Raw genomic sequence first — 14,102 nt, forward strand, 5'->3', positions numbered from 1 at the left:
GTGGGGCTTGCGGCAAGGCCCCCCTGCCGGGGCAGACTGGGTGGCTTCGCCCAGGAACCGGAGGATCTGTGCGCCCTGAAATCCGCCCCGAAACCCACTCTCAAGCCCACTCCGAAACCCGCTCTGAAGCCCACTCCCAGATCAGCGCCGAGACCGGCATGTCGGCCGGTCCGGCCGATGCCGCCGCCCCGTCGACGGCTGCGCCCCGCGCGTCGGTGTTCGCACTCCCGCCCGCTCTCGCCCGCAAGGCCGCCCCCGCGCTCATCGCCGCAGACGACGCCCACCTCGCCGCCGTGCGCGATCGCCTCGCCGAGGAGATCGCCGCCCTCGAGGAGCGGCTCACCCGTCTGCGCTCGGTCCACGCCCGCCTCGGGCAGGAGGCGCTGGACCGCGACCTGGAGATCCACCGCTCGACCTCCCGCCTGCAGCTGCTGCGGCGGTTCGGGGTGGACCTGTGCCTCGGCCGCATGGTGGTCGCGACGGCGACCGGCACGGAGACGGTGTACATCGGCCGCATCGGCCTGTCGGATGCGACCGGGCGCCGGCTGCTCGTCGACTGGCGCGCGCCCGCGGCAGAGCCGTTCTTCGCGGCGACCCACGCGGATCCTGCAGGCCTGGTGAGCCGGCGCCGTTACCGCTGGTCGTCGGGTCCGGGGAACGAGCGCCGGATCACCGACTACTGGGATGAGGTGTTCGACGCCGCCGCGTACGCGCAGGCGGGGCTCGACGACACCGCCGCGCTCGACGACCAGTCCGCGTTCATCGCAAGCCTCGGAGCCTCGCGCTCACCGCGGATGCGGGATGTGCTCGGCACCATCCAGGCCGACCAGGACGCGATCATCCGCGCCTCGTCGCGAGATGCGCTCGTCGTCGACGGCGGTCCCGGAACCGGGAAGACCGTCGTCGCGCTGCATCGCGCCGCTTACCTCATGCACGCCGAGCAGCGGCTCAGCCACGGCGGGATCCTGTTCGTCGGCCCGCACCGGCCCTATCTGGCGTACGTGGAGGACGTCCTGCCGAGCCTCGGCGAGGACAGCGTGCAGGTGTGCACCCTGCCCGACCTCGTGCGGGAGGGACGCGCTGGCGACCGCATGCCGGAGGAGCGGGATCCGCTCGCCCTCGCGCTGAAGTCGGGTGCGCGCCTGCTCGATGCGGTCACCGCCGCCGTGCGCTATCACGAGCACGCGCCGGTCGAGCCGCTGCTCGTCGAGACGCCGTGGCGCGACGTGATCGTCGAGCCCTCCGCGTGGACCGAGGCGTTCGACGCCCCTGCGCCCGGCACGCCGCACAACGACGCCCGCGACGAGGTGTGGGAGGCGCTGATCGGTGTGCTCGTGGAGGAGAACGCCGACGAGGACGTGCCCCCGCGGCAGCTCGACCGGGCGCTGCGGCAGAGCACGGTGCTGCAGCGCGCCTTCGTGGCCGCCTGGCCGGTGCTGGATCCGGCCGGCGTCGTCGCCGACCTGTGGGCGACCCCCGCCTATCTGCGCATCTGCGCGCCGTGGCTCGGCGATCAGGAGCGGGCCGCGCTGCGGCGCTCTTCGGAGGACGGGGCGGATCCGCGCGCGTGGACCCGGCAGGACCTGCCGATCCTCGACGCGGCGCGTGCCCTCATCGGCGACCCGGAGGGCTCCCGCCAGCGCCGGCGGCGAGAGGCGGTCACCGCGGAGGAGCGCGAGTACCGCGAGCGGGTGCTCGACGAGCTGCTCGCCGCCGACGACGACAAGGAGAGCGCGATCACCGGGTTCTTCTTCGGCGACGACAGTGCGGGGGTGCGCGAGATGCTCCTCGACGAGGATGCGCTTCCGCGCAAGGATCCGGACGTGCTGGCGGGCCCGTTCGCGCACGTGATCGTGGACGAGGCGCAGGAGCTCAGCGATGCGGAATGGGCGATGCTGCTGCGTCGGGTGCCCTCGCACAGCCTGACGATCGTCGGCGACCGTGCGCAGGCCAGGCGCGGCTTCGGCGAGACCTGGGCCGACCGGCTCGGGCGAGTGGGCCTGCGACGCATCGAGCACGCGTCGCTGCGCATCAACTACCGCACACCTGAGGAGGTCATGGCGGTCGCCGAGCCCGTGATCCGCGCCGCGCTGCCCGATGCCAACGTGCCCGTCTCGGTGCGCTCCAGCGGCATCCCGGTGCGATACGGGACCCCTGCAGACCGCGATCGGATCCTCGCCGACTGGCTCGCCCGGCACGAGGAGGGGATCGCCTGCGTGATCGGCGACGACCGTCCGTATCCGGATACCCAGGGCAGGGCGGGTCAGCGGGTGCGGCTGCGCACCCCGGTGACGGCGAAGGGGCTCGAGTTCGACCTCGTCGTGCTCGTGGATCCGGAGCGCTTCGGCGACGGCATCGAGGGGGCCGTGGACCGCTACGTGTCCATGACCCGCGCGACCCAGGAGCTCGTCGTGCTGACGTCGGAGGTCCGCTGAACGTCCTTCGTCTCGCTGCGCTCGCTCAGAAACCGGGAGCGGTCGGTCCCTGAGCGAGGAGCGTCCCGGTCCCTGAGCGAGGAGCGCAGCGACGAGACGAAGGGCGCTGCGCTCGCGCAGGAACCAGGAGACGAAGGGCGCCGCGCTCGCGCAGGAACCACGAGACGAAAGCCCGCGTCAGAGCGTGGCGCCCACCAGCGCCTCGCCGAGCGGGGTGCGCAGGTGCATCATCCGGGCGCCGTCGCGGGTGCTGACCACCAGGCCGGCATCGCGCAGCACGCTGAGGTGGTGGGAGGCGGTGGACAGGGCGATCCCCGCCTCCTCCGCCACGCGGGAGGTGGTGCGCGGCACGTGTGCGGAGAGCAGGATCCCCGCGCGCACCGCGCCGATCAGCGCCTCCAGGGCCCGGGCGGGGTCGCCGCCGTCGCCCGCCCATCCCGCCGTCACGCCGCGGGCGGGGTAGAACAGCGTGGGCTGCGCGGGCGGCTCGGTGATCACCATGCAGCCCCACGACGACATCACCGAGGGCACGAGCACCAGGCCGCTGCCCCGGCAGTCCACGTCCTCGCTGTGCCGGCGCAGACGCACGCGCACCGAGCCGTCGCCCCAGCTCACCTGAGAGTGGATGCCGGAGGCCATGGCGGCGAGGCCCTCGGTCGCGACGGTGCGCGAGCGCACGGCGATGTCGGAGCGCAGGATCCGCTCGAGCTGCGGCCAGACCGGGGCCATCGCGGACTCCCACACCTCGGCCCAGGCGTCGGCGATGACCGAGCGCGCCCGCGCGGGGTGCTCCTGCATGCGGCGCAGCGCGTCCTGTCGCCGACCCGAGGAGCGCACGACCATCTTGTCGAGGTCCACGCGCATGCCCTCGAGGGGCGCCTCACGCAGCGCCGCGAGCTCGTCGTCGGGCCCGAGGTCCCAGCGCGGGGTCGACGTGAGGAAATCCGGCATGTAGCCGTCCGCGCCGATCACGTGCGCGAGCACGCCGAAGGCGTCGCGGGGCAGCCGGTCACGGACGCTCTTGAGCCAGCCCCAGGCCAGCGGGTACTGCTCGGGACGCAGCAGCACGCGCACCGCATGGGCCAGCTCGTGGCCGGGGGAGATGCCGAACCGCACGGCCTGGATGTCGCCGGGGCTGAGCCGGAAGTCCACCCGGTGGTGCTCCCACTCCACGCCCTCCATGTTTCGATCCACATCGAAACTCTACGGACCCGACCGCGCGCTCGCGAGAGTGGGATCACCCCACCGAGAGGACCACGACATGAACACCATCGCACCGGAGGTCACGGTGATCGCCCCTGAGGACATCCGCCTCGGCACCGGAAACGGCCGCCGCTTCGAAGGCGCCGCGCACGGATCCGGCGTCTCCTACTTCTACGTCGACAACCAGCCCGGCCAGGGATCGCTGCTGCACTGGCATCCCTACCCGGAGACCTGGGTCGTGCTGGAGGGCGAGGTGGCGTTCACGGTGGGCGATCGCCTCATCACGGCGACCGCGGGCGACACGGTCACCGGCCCCGCCTTCGTCCCCCATCGGTTCGAGAACGTCGGATCCGGGACCATGCGCCTGATCGGGATCCACGCCTCCGCCGTCATCATCCAGACCGTGGTCGAGTGACCACCACCCCGAGGAGCAGAACATGTCCTTCCAGGCATATCTCGACGCCGTCGAGACCAAGACCGGGCTCACGCCCCGCCAGCTCGTCGACCTCGCCGCCGCGCAGGGCTTCGGGCCCGGCACCAAGGCGACGCCGATCCTCGAGTGGCTGAAGACCGAATACGATCTCGGCCGCGGGCACGGCATGGCCATCGTGCACATCATCACCAAGGGGCCGACGATCAGCACGAAGCACGTCGGAACGGATGGCGCGCATCGCGACGCCACCGATACGCTCTGGCTCGACGGCAAGGACTCCGATCCGCACCGCTCCTGACAGCGTCGGCTCCGCCGCACGTCATCCCTCGATCCATCGTCCCCGACCCGCAAGGAGCTGCTCCATGGCCGTTCGCGCCGACCTCAACATCTCCCTCGACGGCTACGCGTCGACCACCGACCAGACGCCGGAGAACCCCTTCGGCGAGGACTGGGGCCGCCTCGTCGCGGCCTACACCGCGACCCGCACGTTCCGCGAACGGGTGCTCGGAGACCGGTCCGGCGGCGGCACGACCGGCGTCGACGACCGCCACGGCGCCGCGTACTTCGAGAACATCGGCGCCGAGATCATGGGCGCGGGCATGTTCGGCCTGCACGACTTCCCGGACGACCCGGACTGGCGCGGCTGGTGGGGCGAGGAGCCGCCGTTCCACTGCCCCGTCTTCGTTCTCACGCACAGCGCGGACCGGGATCCGATCTCGTTCGCCAACGGCACGGAGTTCCGTTTCCTCGACGCCACTCCGGCCGAGGCCCTGGCGCTCGCGACCGAGGCGGCCGGCGGTGCGGACGTCCGCATCGGCGGCGGCGTCGACACGGTCCGCGAGTTCCTCGCGGCAGGCCTCATCGACCGGCTCCACGTGGGCATCACGCCCATCCTTCTCGGCCGCGGCAAGAATCTCTGGGCCGAGCTGCGCGGGCTGGAGGAGGGGTATACGGTCACCAGCGAGGTCGCCGAGAGCGGCGTCGTGCACGTGACGTTCGCCCGCGGCTGAGGTCGCGGCGCGGCGGAGCCGCGTTCTCCCGCGAGACTCCCATGTCTGCATGAGACAGGTCTGCATGAGACTCCGCGCCCGGCAGCGAGTCTCGTGCGGAGAACGGGGTCTCGCGGTGCGCGATGGGACTCAGGCGGCGTCGCGGGTGCCGTCGGCGTCGTCTCCGCCGGCGGGGCCCTGCGCGTCCTCGACGTCCTCATCGGACGGTGCGGACCCGGTCTTCGCGGCGCGCTTCTCGTAGATCGCGCGCGACGCCTCGGAGAGCGGGTTGCGCAGGAACAGCAGCGAGATGCTGATGCCGATGAGAGCGGCGAACAGCGCGGCGAGCCACCAGAACTCGCGGAAGATGGGGAAGAAGAACCACAGGATCCCCAGCGGCACGAGGAACGCCAGCAGGCGCAGCACCGAGTACACGAGCAGGGGAGGAAGTTTCACGGTTTCAGTCTAGGAGGAGCCGTTCTGGGCGCGCTGTGAGGGACCTATGCCGTCGGTCCCGATCGGGTGGGCAGGAGCCGTGCGATCGTGGCTGACGGATCCCCGTGAGAGCGCACGACTTAGACTGGAAGCGTGGCACGTTTCCTCGTGATCGGCGGTTTCCTGGCCGCGGTCTTCTGGGTGTTCAGCATCGTCGACTGCGTCGTGCAGCCGGCGAGCCGGCACCGCGGCGTGCCCAAGGGCGTGTGGATCGCGATCGTGGTGGTGATCCCCGTGATCGGCGGAGTGCTCTGGTTCGTGATCGGACGCACCCGCCGTGGTCACGATGCCGAGGACGAGCGCTATCTGCCGTTGGACGACGTGGATCCCGATCGCACGGGGGCGAGCCGTCCGGCGCGGCGCATCAGCCCCGCCGAGCAGGAGCGGCTGATCAGGGAGCTCGAGGACGAGCTGTCCCGGCTGGACGACCGCGGCGACACCGATTCCCCCGGCTCGCGCCCGTGACGGCGCCCGCGCACTCGCCCGCCACCGACGCCGCCGTACGGCTGCTGACCGGGCTCGTCGAGCACGGCGTCCGCGACATCGTGCTCTCGCCGGGCTCGCGGTCGCAGGCGCTCGCGCTCGCCGCGATCGCCCTGGCGCGCTCCGGTTCGGTCCGCGTTCATGTGCGCATCGACGAGCGCGTCGCAGGTTTCACCGCCCTCGGCCTCAGCCGCGAGTCCGGCGCCCCTGCGGCCCTGATCTGCACCTCCGGCACCGCGACGGCCGGATATCTTCCGGCGGCGATGGAGGCGTTCCACGCCGGTGTGCCGCTGATCCTGCTCACCGCCGACCGCCCGCCCGAGCTGCGCGGCGTGGGGGCGAACCAGGCGACGATCCAGCCCGGGATGTACCGCCCGTGGGCGCGGCTGAGCGTGGACGCGGCCGTGCCGGGAGACGCGGATCCGAAAGTGTTCGGCGCGCTCGCCGCCGACGCCGTGGCGGCCGCGGTCGGCGCCGCCGGGGAGGGGCTCGACGGCGTCGCCGGCCCCGTGCACCTGAACCTGCCGTTCCGCGAGCCGCTCTCCGGCGCGCTCCCGGATCCGCTGCGCGCCACCCGCGGACCGCTGCCGCAGCCCGCCCCCGGGGAACCGGTGCGGGTGGGAGCTGGCCTCCGCACCCTCGTGGTGGCGGGCGCCGATGCCGGCCCCGACGCCGCGCGGATCGCGCGCGAGGGCGGCTGGCCGTTGATCGCCGAGGTCGTGAGCGGCGCCCGCGTCGGACCGCATCTCGTGCCCGCGTACCGGGAGCGCCTGCACGACGCCGCGCTCGCCGGCCGGATCCAGCGGGTCGTCGTGCTCGGGCACCCCACGCTCAGCCGCGAGATCGCGGCCCTGCTGCGCCGCACAGACCTGGAGATCGTGGCCGTGCGCCGCGGCGGGGAGCGCCTGAACCCGTCCGGCGCCGCCGTGGACGCGCGGACGATCGAGGTCGAGCCCGGGCCCGTGGACGCGGAGTGGCTGGCGGCGTGGACCGCGCCCGCCGGGGACGGTTCGACGGCCGGGGCGGCGGACGGGGGGCGCGCCACGGACGGTCCGGTGGACCGCGCCGTCCTGGTCCGGGCCGTGTGGGCGGCGAGCACGGCGGATGACCGCCTGCTGTTCGGGTCGTCGCGGATCGTGCGCGTGGCGGACCAGCTCCTCGACGGCGGCGACGTGCGGGTGCATGCGAACCGGGGGCTCGCCGGGATCGACGGCACGATCGCCACGGGCGTCGGCATCGCGCTCGCCGCGCAGGCCGGGGGAGAGCCCGGCACCGCCCGGGTCGTCCTCGGCGACCTCTCCTTCCTGCACGACGTCGGATCCCTGCTGCTGCCCGCGGACGAGCCGGCTCCGCGGATCCAGGTCATCGTCGGCAACGACGGCGGCGGCACGATCTTCGACGGGCTCGAGGTGGCGGGCACCGCCCCGGCGGCCGACCTGGACCGGGCCTTCTACACGCCGCAGTCCGTCGCGCTGAAACCCCTCGCCGCCGCGTACGGATGGACGTACGTCCGCGCAGGCACCGTCGCCGAGCTGGAGCAGGCGCTCGCGGCGGAGGTCACCGGCCCGCAGCTCATCGAAGTGCCGCTCGCGCGCTGAGCCGGAGCCCGGCCGCCCGGGCCGGACGCAGCGGGGCCGCAACTCCGTCGATTCCGGCCGCCGTCCGGCGCCTTCGCAGAACACGGGCGGGTTCTGACGGAGTTTCGTACATCGCCCGGCCGGATCCGCCATCATGGGGACCATGAGCCAGCACTCCGCCGGATGGACCGCACCGGCCGCCGATGTCCTCCGTGTCACCTCCGCCGGGCTCGCCGGCGTGGATCCCGACTCCACCCCCGGGTACGAGGGCGGCAAGTCGGACGGTGCGGCGTCGCTCGCCACCGGCCTGGCGGCGCTCGGCGAGCTGCAGGAGCGGCTGTTCGCGCGCTCCGCGGTCGGGGAGGCGCAGGCCAGCGTGCTGCTCGTGCTGCAGGCGATGGACTCCGCGGGCAAAGGCGGGATCGTCCGGCACGTGGTGGGCGGCGTGGATCCGCAGGGCGTCGAGCTCGCCGCGTTCAAGGCGCCGACGGCCGAGGAGCTCCAGCACGACTTCCTGTGGCGGATCGAGAAGCGCCTGCCGGGCGACGGCAAGATCGGCGTGTTCGACCGCTCGCACTACGAGGACGTGCTCATCGCCCGGGTGCGCTCGCTCGCGCCCGCCGAGGAGATCGAGCGGCGCTATGACGCCATCGTCGACTTCGAGCGGCGCGTGGCCGCCGCCGGCACCCGCATCATCAAGGTCATGCTGCACATCTCCCGCGATGAGCAGAAGGCGCGCCTCATGGAGCGGCTGGAGCGACCCGAGAAGCACTGGAAGTTCAACCCGGGCGACACCGACGAGCGCCTGCTCTGGGACGACTACATGGCGGCGTACGACACCGCCTTCGCGCGCACCTCGACGGATGAGGCGCCCTGGTACGTGATCCCGGCGAACCGCAAGTGGTACGCGCGCCTGGCCGTGCAGGAGCTGCTCCTGGCTGCGCTCGAGGACATCGATCCGCAGTGGCCGGTCGCCGACTTCGACGTCGAGGCGGAGAAGAAGCGCCTCGCCGCGAGCTGAGGGCTCTCTCCGTTTCGACGCGCGCACATGGCTGCATTCCAGGGCCGGATCCGGCAATTCGCGCGCTCTGAAACGGAGGATGCGGTCTCGGGTCAGGCGAGCGCGTCGACGATGGGGCGGAACTTGACCCGCGTCTCCAGCAGCTCCGCCTCGGGGTCGCTACCGGCCACGATGCCCGCACCGGCATACGCGGTCAGGGCGATCGGCCGGTCGGATCCGGAGCCGCTCACCTCGAACTGGGCGCAGCGCAGTGCGATCGCCCACTCGCCGTTGCCCGCCGCGTCGATCCAGCCGACCGGGCCGGCGTAGCGCCCGCGGTCGAACGGCTCCAGCTCGCGGATGGCCGCCACCGCCGCCTCGGTCGGAGTGCCCGCCACCGCTGCCGTGGGGTGCAGCGCCGCCGCCAGGTCGAGCGCCGAGGCGCCGTCGCTGAGCTGCGCCCGCACGTCGGTGGCGAGGTGGAACAGGTTCGGCAGCTCCAGGATGAACGGGCCGTCGTCCGCGTCGAGCGCCGTGGTGTGCGGAGCGAGCGCGGCGACCACGCTGCGCACCGCGAACGCGTGCTCGTCGTTGTCCTTGGGGCTGTCGGCCAGGGCCGCCGCGGCACGGGCGTCGGTCACGGCGTCGGCGCCGCGCGCGGTCGTGCCGGCAAGCACCCGGGCCGTCACCACGCCGTCCTGCACCGTGACGAGGGTCTCCGGGCTCGCCCCGATGAGGCCGTCGACGGCGAACGCCCACGTGTCGGGGTACTCCGTGCTGAGCGCCCGCACCAGCCGGCGCAGGTCGGACCCGGCCGGCACGGTGCCGACGAGATCGCGCGCGAGCACGACCTTGCCGTACCGTGCGTCGGCGATCGCGGACAGCGCTGCCCGCACCGACGCCTGGTAGCCCTGCGCCGTCTGCGCGCCGGGGCCCAGGGTGCCCGCCCAGTGCGGTCCGAAGGCGGTGGGCGCGGGGTCGGCGACGTGAGCGGTCGTCGCGGCGGCGTCCCCGGCGGAGGCGCCGGACGCGCTGTCGGCGTCGAGGATGCGGGTGATCCACGTGCGGCCGCCGTGCCGGCCGATCACGGTGCGCGGCACGATCAGCACGCTGTCGGCCGCCGATTGCTCGTCGAACACGAGCGCCGCGAATGCCACGAGGCCGGTGCCGGACAGGCGCAGCGGATCGTCGACGAGGGCATCGGCGCGGATTCCGTCCCAGGCGCGGCTGAGCGCCGCGGTGCGCGGCTCGGAGCCGGTGCCGACGCGCACGACCCGGGCGATGTCGGCGCCGACCGCGACGATCCCGTCGCCGCGGCGCAGCCACGCACGGGGATCCGCGGGATCCGCATAGGCGAGCAGGTCGTCGGCGAGGTCGAACTCTCGCGTCTGAACGACCAGGCCGGCACTCACGGATCCAGCCTATTGCGTGTCCGCAGCCCGCCCCGCCCACGCCAGGGGGCACCCCACCCGCATAGAGTGTGACCGTGACCCCCGCACGTCCCGCAGCCGGAACCGAGATCGTCTTCCAGTGGCGCAAGTGGGACGGATCCCCGCACTGGCGCCACGAGTGCGTGTACCTCGGATCCGACCGGTGGGGCGACTGGGTCGGCCAGCCCGCGGGCTGGGGGAGCGAGCGCCCGGGGCGCACTTTCACGGCGGCCGCGCCCAACGTCACCCTCGTCCCGCCGAGCGGCGACTATGCGCTGACCGTCAACCGCGACCATCCGAAGGGGATGCGCATCTACATCGACCTCGCCTGGGATGTGCGTGCGGTCTCCATTGACGACGCCGCCGACGCGGACGACGTGCCGGTGCTGTTCGCGGGCATCGACATGGATCTCGACGTGGTCCGCGTGGAGGGGGAGCGCGGCACCTGGATCGACGACGAGGACGAGTGGGAGGAGCATCGTCTGCACTACGGCTATCCCGCCGACGTGCAGCGGCACCTCGAGGCGCTCGCCGCCGACCTCGAGCAGCGGGTGCGCGCGCAGGTGCCGCCGTTCGACGACGCCACCGCAGACGTGTGGCTCGACCGGCTCGCCGAGCTCCCGCTGCCTGCGCGTCGTCCGTTCTGACCTGAGGCAGGACGCGGGCCGCACGCGCGTAGGCTGGACGGGTGACCCCGTCTGAGCCCAACCGCGCCGACCTCGGCAAGGATCCGTCCCGCGTCAGCGGCATGTTCGACCAGGTCGCGGCCGGCTACGACCGCACCAACACCGTGATGACGGTCGGCAACGACGCGCTCTGGCGGGCCGCGACGACGCGGGCCGTCGCGCCGAAGAAGGGCGAGCGGATCCTCGATCTCGGTGCGGGCACCGCGTCGTCATCGGCCTCTCTCGCGCGCAGCGGCGCCGACGTCGTCGCCGCCGACTTCTCGCCCGGCATGCTGGCCGAGGGCAAGCGCCGGCACGGACACCTGCCGAACCTCAGCTTCGTCGAGGCCGACGCCACGAACCTCCCCTTCGAGGACGACTCCTTCGACGCCGTCACGATGTCGTACAGCCTGCGGAACGTGCAGGATCCGAAGAAGGCGATCGCCGAGCTGTACCGGGTGACCAAGCCCGGAGGCCGCGTCGTGATCAACGAGTTCTCCACGCCGCCGGCCAAGCTCGTGCGCGCCTTCTACCGGCTCTACAACGCACAGGTGCTGCCGCGGGTTGCGCGCATCGCCGGGACCAACGGCGAGGCGTACGACTACCTCAACGAGTCGATCCGGGAGTGGCCGGACCAGCGCACCCTCGCCGCCTGGCTGCGCGAGGCGGGCTGGATCGACGTCGCCTGGCGAAACCTGTCCTTCGGCATGGTCGCCCTGCACCGCGCCCGCAAGCCGCGGGCCTGACCGGCGCGCTCAACCACCCGGTGATCGCGGGTAGGCTGGATTCCGTGACTTCGAGCTCCGCCGCCACGGGTTCGCGCCTCGCGAGCCGTCTCGGCTTCAGCGACCGCGTCTTCGTCGGCCCCGCCGCGCGCAAGCTCGCCCGCGAGGTCGAAGCGGGGCTCGACCTGGTCGAAGAAGGCCTCGCCGAGGACCTGCACGTCGCGGACTCGCTCGCCGACGCGACCAGCCGCTACCTGTACGAGGCCGGCGGCAAGCGGGTGCGCCCCGTGCTGGCGCTGCTCACCGCGCAGCTCGGCGACGGCAACCTGCCCGCCGTGATCGACATCGCCAAGGCCCTGGAGCTCACCCACCTCGGCTCGCTGTACCACGACGACGTCATGGACGGCGCCGATCGTCGTCGCGGCGTCCCCGCCGCCCACGCGGTGTGGGGCAACAATGTGGCGATCCTCACCGGGGACATCCTGTTCTCCCGGGCGCTCAAGCTCATGAGCGGCCACGGGGATCGCGCGATCCGGCTGCAGGCGGACACCTTCGAGCGCCTCGTGCTCGGGCAGATGCACGAGACCGTGGGCCCGCAGCCCGGCGACGATCCGATCGACTTCTACATCCAGGTGCTCGCGGACAAGACCGGATCCCTCATCGCTGCCGCGACCCAGGCCGGCGCCATCTTCTCCGGTGCTCCCGCCGAGTTCGAGGAGCCGCTGCGCGTCTACGGCGAGAAGGTCGGCGTCGCGTTCCAGCTGCTGGACGACGTGATCGATCTGTCGGCGAAGCCCGAGGACACCGGCAAGGTGCCGGGCACCGACCTCCGCGCCGGGGTGCCGACCATGCCCTCGCTGCTGCTGGGCGTCGAGACGGATCCGGAGTCGGTCGCTCTCGCCGCCGAGATCGACGCCGGCGTGCGGCGGATCGCCGCGGGCGAGGATCCCGCGATCCTCGACGACGCCCTCGCCCGCCTGCGCGATCACGACGTCACCCGCAAGACGCTCGAGCTGGCCCGCAGCTGGACCCGGGGCGCGATCGACGAGCTCGCCGTGCTGCCCAAGGGCGCCGTGCGCGAGGCGCTGACCCGGTTCGCGGAGACGCTCGCGGACCGCAGCAGCTGACCGCTGCCGAAAGGAACACCATGACCAAGCTCAGGCTTGCCATCGTCGGTGCCGGCCCCGCCGGCATCTACGCAGCCGACCTCCTGCTCAAGGCCGAGCGCCGCTTCGACGTGTCGATCGACCTGTTCGAGCAGCTCCCCGCGCCCTACGGCCTGGTCCGCTACGGGGTCGCTCCGGATCACCCGCGCATCAAGGGCATCATCACCGCCCTGCGCGATGTGCTGGACCGCGGCGACATCCGCCTCTTCGGCAACGTGAACTTCGGCACCGACATCACCCTCGACGACCTGAAGCGCCACTACAACGCGGTGATCTTCGCGACCGGTGCCCGCCGCGACACGGATCTGGACATCCCCGGCATCGACGCGATCGGATCCTACGGCGCCGCCGACTACGTGAGCTGGTTCGACGGGCACCCCGACGTGCCGCGGGAGTGGCCGCTGGACGCGCAGTCGGTCGCCGTGATCGGCAACGGCAACGTGGCGCTGGACGTGTCCCGCATGCTCGCCAAGCACGCCGAGGACCTGCTCGTCACCGAGGTGCCGGCCAACGTCTACGAGGGCTTGAAGAGCAGCGCCGTCACCGATGTGCACGTGTTCGGACGCCGCGGGCCCGCGCAGGTGAAGTTCACCCCGCTCGAGCTGCGCGAGCTCGGCGAGTTGCGCGACGTCGACATGGTCGTCTACGACGAGGACTTCGACTACGACGACGCGTCCCGCGACGCGATCGCGAGCAACAAGCAGGTCATGGTCATCGACCGCGTGCTGCAGTCGTGGCGCAAGCGCGACTCCGTCAACAACGCCGGCGGCTCCGCGTCGCGCCGCCTGCACCTGCACTTCTGGGCGCGTCCCGTCGAGATCCGCACCGACGAGAACGGCCGGGTCGCCGCCCTCGTCTACGAGCGCACGAAGCCCGACGGCACCGGCGGCGCGGTGGGCACCGGCGAGCTGCGCGAGGTGCCCATCCAGGCCCTCTACCGCGCGGTCGGCTACTTCGGCTCCCCGCTTCCCGGTGTGCCCTTCGACAAGAAGCACGGCGTGATCCCGAACCGCGAGGGGCAGGTGCTCGCGAAGGACTCGAACCAGCGGGTGCCCGGCATCTACGCGACCGGCTGGATCAAGCGCGGCCCCGTCGGCCTCATCGGCCACACGAAGTCGGACGCGATGGAGACGGTGCGCCACCTCATCAACGACCAGGGATCCTGGTGGCAGCCGGAGGACCCGTCCGAAGAGGCGGTCCCGGCGCTGCTCGCCGAGCGCGGCGTGCGGTGGACCGACCTCGATGGCTGGCACCGCCTGGACGAGCACGAGATCTCTCTGGGTGCCGCCGAGGAGCGGGCCCGCATCAAGGTGGTCCCGCGCGAGGATATGGTGCGCATCTCCCGCGCGGAGTGACGAGCCGGATCCGCGGCGCGCGGTCGCACGGGGCGAGGTCGCCGGCACGCACCGCCACGCCCTGCACGGCGACCACGACGACGAGCACTGAGTCCCGCTCCGAGAGGCCGTGAGAAGGGGGACGCGCCGTCCGAGCGGCGCATCCC

The 14,102-nt window shown here is 72.6% G+C and carries 14 protein-coding genes; 11 read left to right on the plus strand and 3 right to left on the minus strand.

The annotated features are described in order from the left end of the window. The first annotated feature begins 158 nt into the window (after positions 1-158). On the plus strand, positions 159-2,435 hold the full coding sequence (helR, locus tag AERO9AM_RS02920; protein ID WP_159574813.1) for an RNA polymerase recycling motor ATPase HelR: 2,277 nt from the start codon (positions 159-161) through the stop codon (positions 2,433-2,435). Positions 2,436-2,612: 177 nt separating this feature from the next. Here the strand turns inward: helR and AERO9AM_RS02925 are convergent, their stop codons facing one another. Beyond that, entirely contained in the window at positions 2,613-3,629 is a 1,017-nt protein-coding gene (locus tag AERO9AM_RS02925; protein WP_236602457.1) for an ArsR/SmtB family transcription factor, read from the minus strand. 67 nt (positions 3,630-3,696) lie between these two features. Between AERO9AM_RS02925 and AERO9AM_RS02930 the strand changes: the two genes are divergently transcribed. From AERO9AM_RS02930 to AERO9AM_RS02940, 3 genes are all read left to right on the plus strand, one after another. After that, positions 3,697-4,053, plus strand: coding sequence for a cupin domain-containing protein (locus AERO9AM_RS02930; protein ID WP_159574814.1), 357 nt, complete (start codon positions 3,697-3,699; stop codon positions 4,051-4,053). Between the two features lie 22 nt (positions 4,054-4,075). Further along, complete coding sequence (locus AERO9AM_RS02935; protein ID WP_159574815.1) at positions 4,076-4,369, plus strand: DUF4287 domain-containing protein; 294 nt, start codon at positions 4,076-4,078, stop codon at positions 4,367-4,369. Positions 4,370-4,433: 64 nt separating this feature from the next. Next, complete coding sequence (locus AERO9AM_RS02940) at positions 4,434-5,081, plus strand: dihydrofolate reductase family protein (protein WP_159574816.1); 648 nt, start codon at positions 4,434-4,436, stop codon at positions 5,079-5,081. 129 nt (positions 5,082-5,210) lie between these two features. Here AERO9AM_RS02940 and AERO9AM_RS02945 read toward each other — a convergent pair whose 3' ends face one another. Further along, positions 5,211-5,516, minus strand: a complete 306-nt coding sequence (locus tag AERO9AM_RS02945; protein ID WP_159574817.1) for a DUF4229 domain-containing protein — start codon at positions 5,514-5,516, stop codon at positions 5,211-5,213. 132 nt (positions 5,517-5,648) lie between these two features. Between AERO9AM_RS02945 and AERO9AM_RS02950 the strand changes: the two genes are divergently transcribed. From AERO9AM_RS02950 to AERO9AM_RS02960, 3 genes are all read left to right on the plus strand, one after another. Then, positions 5,649-6,020 (plus strand): PLDc N-terminal domain-containing protein, encoded by a 372-nt coding sequence (locus AERO9AM_RS02950; protein ID WP_159574818.1) that lies wholly within the window; start codon positions 5,649-5,651, stop codon positions 6,018-6,020. Continuing rightward, complete coding sequence (gene menD / locus AERO9AM_RS02955) at positions 6,017-7,636, plus strand: 2-succinyl-5-enolpyruvyl-6-hydroxy-3-cyclohexene-1-carboxylic-acid synthase (RefSeq protein ID WP_159574819.1); 1,620 nt, start codon at positions 6,017-6,019, stop codon at positions 7,634-7,636. The genes AERO9AM_RS02950 and menD overlap by 4 nt, the downstream gene beginning before the upstream one ends. A 142-nt stretch (positions 7,637-7,778) precedes the next feature. Then, the gene (locus tag AERO9AM_RS02960; RefSeq protein ID WP_442923248.1) at positions 7,779-8,636 is read left to right on the plus strand and encodes a polyphosphate kinase 2 family protein; all 858 of its coding nucleotides are present in this window, start codon (positions 7,779-7,781) and stop codon (positions 8,634-8,636) included. A 92-nt stretch (positions 8,637-8,728) separates the two neighbouring features. Here the strand turns inward: AERO9AM_RS02960 and AERO9AM_RS02965 are convergent, their stop codons facing one another. Then, positions 8,729-10,027, minus strand: coding sequence for an isochorismate synthase (locus tag AERO9AM_RS02965; protein WP_159574821.1), 1,299 nt, complete (start codon positions 10,025-10,027; stop codon positions 8,729-8,731). A 74-nt stretch (positions 10,028-10,101) separates the two neighbouring features. Here AERO9AM_RS02965 and AERO9AM_RS02970 point away from each other — a divergent pair, with 74 nt between their 5' ends. Genes AERO9AM_RS02970 through AERO9AM_RS02985 form a run of 4 tightly spaced genes read left to right on the plus strand, consistent with a single transcriptional unit; the run spans position 10,102 to position 13,956 of the window. Next, the gene (locus AERO9AM_RS02970; RefSeq protein WP_159574822.1) at positions 10,102-10,692 is read left to right on the plus strand and encodes a hypothetical protein; all 591 of its coding nucleotides are present in this window, start codon (positions 10,102-10,104) and stop codon (positions 10,690-10,692) included. 41 nt (positions 10,693-10,733) lie between these two features. Then, positions 10,734-11,456 (plus strand): class I SAM-dependent methyltransferase, encoded by a 723-nt coding sequence (locus AERO9AM_RS02975; RefSeq protein ID WP_268892330.1) that lies wholly within the window; start codon positions 10,734-10,736, stop codon positions 11,454-11,456. Between the two features lie 44 nt (positions 11,457-11,500). Continuing rightward, the gene (locus AERO9AM_RS02980; protein WP_159574823.1) at positions 11,501-12,562 is read left to right on the plus strand and encodes a polyprenyl synthetase family protein; all 1,062 of its coding nucleotides are present in this window, start codon (positions 11,501-11,503) and stop codon (positions 12,560-12,562) included. Between the two features lie 20 nt (positions 12,563-12,582). Beyond that, positions 12,583-13,956 carry an FAD-dependent oxidoreductase gene (locus AERO9AM_RS02985; protein WP_159574824.1) on the plus strand — a complete coding sequence of 458 codons (1,374 nt, stop codon included), beginning with the start codon at positions 12,583-12,585 and terminating at the stop codon, positions 13,954-13,956. Positions 13,957-14,102 lie beyond the last annotated feature (146 nt).

The sequence above is a fragment of the Microbacterium sp. 8M genome, assembly GCF_902506375.1.
Classification (GTDB): Bacteria; Actinomycetota; Actinomycetes; order Actinomycetales; family Microbacteriaceae; genus Microbacterium.